This window comes from Cellulomonas hominis (assembly GCF_901521055.1).
GTDB lineage: Bacteria > Actinomycetota > Actinomycetes > Actinomycetales > Cellulomonadaceae > Cellulomonas > Cellulomonas endometrii.
The window spans coordinates 1-4,085 of sequence record NZ_CABEGA010000102.1; the positions used below are offsets into that span (position 1 = coordinate 1).

The 4,085-nt window shown below is 75.2% G+C and carries 4 protein-coding genes; 3 read left to right on the top strand and 1 reads right to left on the bottom strand.

Translation table 11 applies throughout. The features are described from left to right. Positions 1–153 precede the first annotated feature (153 nt). The gene (locus KJP73_RS19045) at positions 154–1,617 is read left to right on the top strand and encodes a SulP family inorganic anion transporter (RefSeq protein ID WP_213284458.1); all 1,464 of its coding nucleotides are present in this window, start codon (positions 154–156) and stop codon (positions 1,615–1,617) included. Between the two features lie 22 nt (positions 1,618–1,639). Here KJP73_RS19045 and KJP73_RS19050 read toward each other — a convergent pair whose 3' ends face one another. Further along, positions 1,640–2,536: a LysR family transcriptional regulator gene (locus KJP73_RS19050; RefSeq protein ID WP_213284456.1), complete on the bottom strand. Its 897-nt coding sequence runs from the start codon at positions 2,534–2,536 to the stop codon at positions 1,640–1,642. Between the two features lie 85 nt (positions 2,537–2,621). On the opposite strand from KJP73_RS19050, the gene KJP73_RS19055 reads away from it, so the two are divergent. Continuing rightward, complete coding sequence (locus KJP73_RS19055; RefSeq protein ID WP_249669559.1) at positions 2,622–3,359, top strand: type 1 glutamine amidotransferase domain-containing protein; 738 nt, start codon at positions 2,622–2,624, stop codon at positions 3,357–3,359. A 66-nt stretch (positions 3,360–3,425) separates the two neighbouring features. Further along, positions 3,426–3,848, top strand: coding sequence for a PPOX class F420-dependent oxidoreductase (locus tag KJP73_RS19060; RefSeq protein ID WP_213284457.1), 423 nt, complete (start codon positions 3,426–3,428; stop codon positions 3,846–3,848). The last annotated feature ends 237 nt before the right edge of the window (positions 3,849–4,085 follow it).

The window sequence follows — 4,085 nt, forward strand, 5'->3', positions numbered from 1 at the left end:
TCTTTTTTTTTGAAACAGGAGGAGGGATAACGGGAGAGCGGGGGGCCGGGGGGGCCGGGAGGGGGGTAGAAGGGGCGGCAGCCGGGGGGGCGGCGCCGGGGCGGCCGCGCGGCGTCCGCCGCCGTCCCGGAGGCGGACGCCGCGCACTCGGTCCTGGCGGCCCTGCGCTCGCCTCGCCGGCTGCGCACCGAGGTCCTCGCCGGCCTCGTGGTCGCCCTCGCGCTGGTCCCCGAGGCGATCTCCTTCTCGATCCTCGCCGGCGTGGACCCGCGGGTCGGGCTGTTCTCGTCGTTCGTGATGGCGGTCGCGATCGCGTTCCTCGGCGGCCGACCGGCGATGATCACGGCCGCGACGGGTGCCGTCGCCCTGGTGGTGGCGCCGCTGGTCCGCGAGCACGGCCTCGACCACCTGCTGGCGGCGGTGATCCTCGGCGGGCTGATCCAGGTGGCGCTCGGGCTGGCGGGCATCGCGCGGCTCATGCGGTTCGTTCCGCGCTCCGTGATGGTGGGCTTCGTCAACGCGCTGGCGATCCTCATCTTCACCGCCCAGCTCCCGCACCTCGTCGACGTGCCCTGGGTGGTGTACCCGATGGTCGCGGCCGGGATCGCGGTCATCGCGCTGCTGCCGCGGCTCACGACCGTGGTCCCGGCGCCGCTCGTCGCCATCGTGCTGCTGACCGGTGCCACCGCGGTGCTCGGCCTGCAGGTGCCGCGGGTGCGCGACGAGGGCGCGCTCCCGGACAGCCTGCCGAGCCTGCTCCTGCCGGACGTGCCGCTCACCGCGGAGACGCTCCGGGTCGTCGCCCCCTACGCCGTCGGGATCGCGCTGGTCGGCCTGCTCGAGTCCCTCATGACGGCCAAGCTCGTCGACGACGTCACCGGCACCCACTCCGACAAGACCCGCGAGGCGTGGGGCCAGGGCGCCGCGAACGTGCTGTCCGGCCTGTTCGGCGGCATGGGCGGCTGCGCGATGATCGGCCAGACGATGATCAACGTGAAGGTGTCGGGCGCGCGCACCCGCATCTCCACGTTCCTCGCGGGCGCGTTCCTGCTGGTGCTGGTCGTCGGGCTGGGCGACCTCGTGGGCAGCATCCCGATGGCCGCGCTGGTCGCCGTCATGGTCCTGGTGTCGGTCGCGACGTTCGACTGGCACTCCGTGCGCCCGCGGACCCTGCGCCGGATGCCGCTGAGCGAGACGGCCGTGATGGTCGTGACGGTCGCGGTCGTCGTGGCCACCCACAACCTCGCGTACGGCGTGGTGGCGGGCGTGCTCGTGGCGACGCTGCTGTTCGCCCGGCGGGTCGCGCACGTCACCCGCGTGACGCCGGTCGACGGCCCGGACGGCGTGCGCGTGTACGAGGTGCGGGGCGCGCTGTTCTTCGCCTCGTCGAACGACCTGGTCTACCAGTTCGACTACGACGGCGACCCGGAGCACGTGGTGGTCGACCTGTCGGGCGCGCAGGTGTGGGACGCGTCGACGGCCGCCGCGCTCGACGCGGTGACCACCAAGTACGCCGCGAAGGGCAAGACCGCGGTGGTCCGCGGGCTCGACGCGGACAGCGCCCGGCGGCTGGGCCGGTACGCGTCGGCTCTGGGGACGGAGCACGCCCCGGCCTGATACGGCACGTGGTGGCGCCGCCCTACCAGGCAGGCCCCGCGTCCAGGAGCGCGTCCGCCACGCGCGCCACGTCCGGGTTCGCCGCGGCCGCCGGGCGCTGCACGAGGAACACCGTGTTGCCCGGGGGCTCCGGGGGGTCGTGCAGCAGCACGAGGTCGCCCGCCGCGAGCTCGGCCCGGCACAGGTAGCGCGGCAGCACGCTCCAGCCCGCGCCGGCGACGACCGCCGCGACGACGCCCCGCAGGTCCGGCATGGTCAGCGCCGCCTCGGCGGTGAGCCGGCGACCCAGGACAGCCCGCCAGTACCGCCGCACGATCGGCAGGTCCTCGGCGTAGGCGACCAGCGGGACGTCCCGGACCGCGGCCTCCGGGCCGTCCGCGCTCGCGGCCGCTCCCGCCCACCGCCGGCCGGCGACCAGCACGTAGTCCTCCGAGGCGAGCTCCTGGGTGACGACGGACCGGCCGCGGGGCCGGTGGGTCGAGACGACGAGGTCGTGCTGCCCCGCGCGCAGCCCCTCCAGGAGGTCGTCGGTGAGCCCGGTGACGACCCGGAGCCGGACGCCGCCGGCGACGAGCGGCGCCAGGGCGGCGAGTGCGCGGGTGCTCAGGAGCTCGGCGGGCCCGGCGAGGTGCACCGGCGGGTGCGGGGCCGCGGCCCCGGTGTCCCAGGTCGCTGCGCCGGCCAGCTCGTCCAGCGGGCGCGCGACCCGGGCGGCGAGCTCGTGCGCGCGGGGCGTCGGCTCCACCCCGCGCGGGCGGCGGACGAACAGGTCGTGCCCGGCCTGCTGCTCCAGCGTGCGCACCTGGGCGGTCACCGCCGGCTGCGACAGCCCGAGCTGGGCCGCGGCGGCGGTGATCGTCCCGGCGCGGTACACCGCGAGGAACGTGCGCAGCAGGTGCAGGTCACCGGTCGGGTCCATACGCAGCAGCCTAGCCATCAGACGTCTGATGACGGACATCGCCGACGCTATTGGTGCGCCGATGGATCGCGGGGCTAGCGTCGACGTGGCCGCCGACCGCGGCCCCACCCCCACCGAGGAGACCACCGTGGCGCACATCCTGTTCCTCATGACCGCCGCCGACCGCTGGACGCTCGCCGACGGCAGCACGCACCCGACCGGGTACTGGGCCGACGAGCTCGTCGTGCCGTACGAGGCGCTCACCGCGGCCGGGCACCGCGTCACGGTCGCGACCCCGGGCGGCGCCGTCCCGCCCGTCGACCCCGGCAGCCTGTCCCCCGACGCCGCCGGCGGCGAGGAGGCCGCCGCACACGTCCGCGCCGTCATCGACGGGGCGCACGAGCTGCGCAGCCCCGTGGCGATCGAGGCGGTGGACGTCGCGGCCTTCGACGCGGTCTACGTGCCGGGCGGCCACGGACCGATGGAGGACCTGGCGGTCGACCCGGCCTCCGGCGCGCTGCTGACCGCCGCCCTCCGCGCGGGGACCCCGCTGGGCGTCGTCTGCCACGGTGCGGCCGCCCTGCTCGCGGCGGTCGACCCCGACGGGGTCAACGTGTTCTCGGGGTACCGCGTCACCGCGTTCACCAACGAGGAGGAGCACCTGGCCGGGCTCGCACCGCGAGCGCCCTGGCTCCTGCAGGACCGGCTCACGGCGGCCGGCATCGAGGTCGTCGCGGCCGAGCCGTTCGCCCCGCACCTCCAGACCGACCGCACCCTCGTCACCGGCCAGAACCCGGCGTCGTCGGGGATCGTCGCGGCCGAGCTGCTGCGCCGCCTGGGCTGAGCGGTCCGGGCCGGGACGTGGGCACACTGGGCTCCTGAGCCGTACCGCCGCCGACCTGGAGGTCCTGTGTCCACGTCCCCGCTCCCGCCCGACGCCGTCGCCATGCTGCAGCGCCCGAACCCCGCCGTGATGGCGACCCTGCGCAAGGACGGCTCGCCCGTCAGCGCCGCCACCTGGTACCTGTGGGAGGACGGCCGCGTGCTGCTGAACCTGGACGGCACCCGGGTGCGGCTGAAGCACCTGCGCCGCGACCCCCGCGTCACGCTCACCGTGCTCGACGCGGACAACTGGTACACCCACGTCACCCTGCTGGGCCGCGTGGTCGACCTGCGGCCCGACGAGGACCGCTCGGACATCGACCGCATCTCGCGGCACTACGGCGGGTCGGCGTACCCGGACCGCGTGAACCCGCGGTGGAGCGCCTGGATGGAGGTCGAGCGCTGGCACGGCTGGGGCGCCCACAAGGACACCGAGCAGCCCGGCGGGTGACGGCGCCGCGGTGATGCGGTTCACCCCGTCGCGCAGGTCAGATCGGCGGGGGGCGGGCGGGCTCGGGGGGGAAGCCCTTTCCCCCCCGGGGGTGGGGCGGGCCTTCATACTACTCTAACCCCTGCGACGGACGGGCACGGGCGAGTCTTTGGACTGGTTCGTTCATTTGATTAACATGTCTCGTATACACATCGGCCCCTGCCGACGTCTCCTTGCGCCGCTGTCGAGGCGACGCAC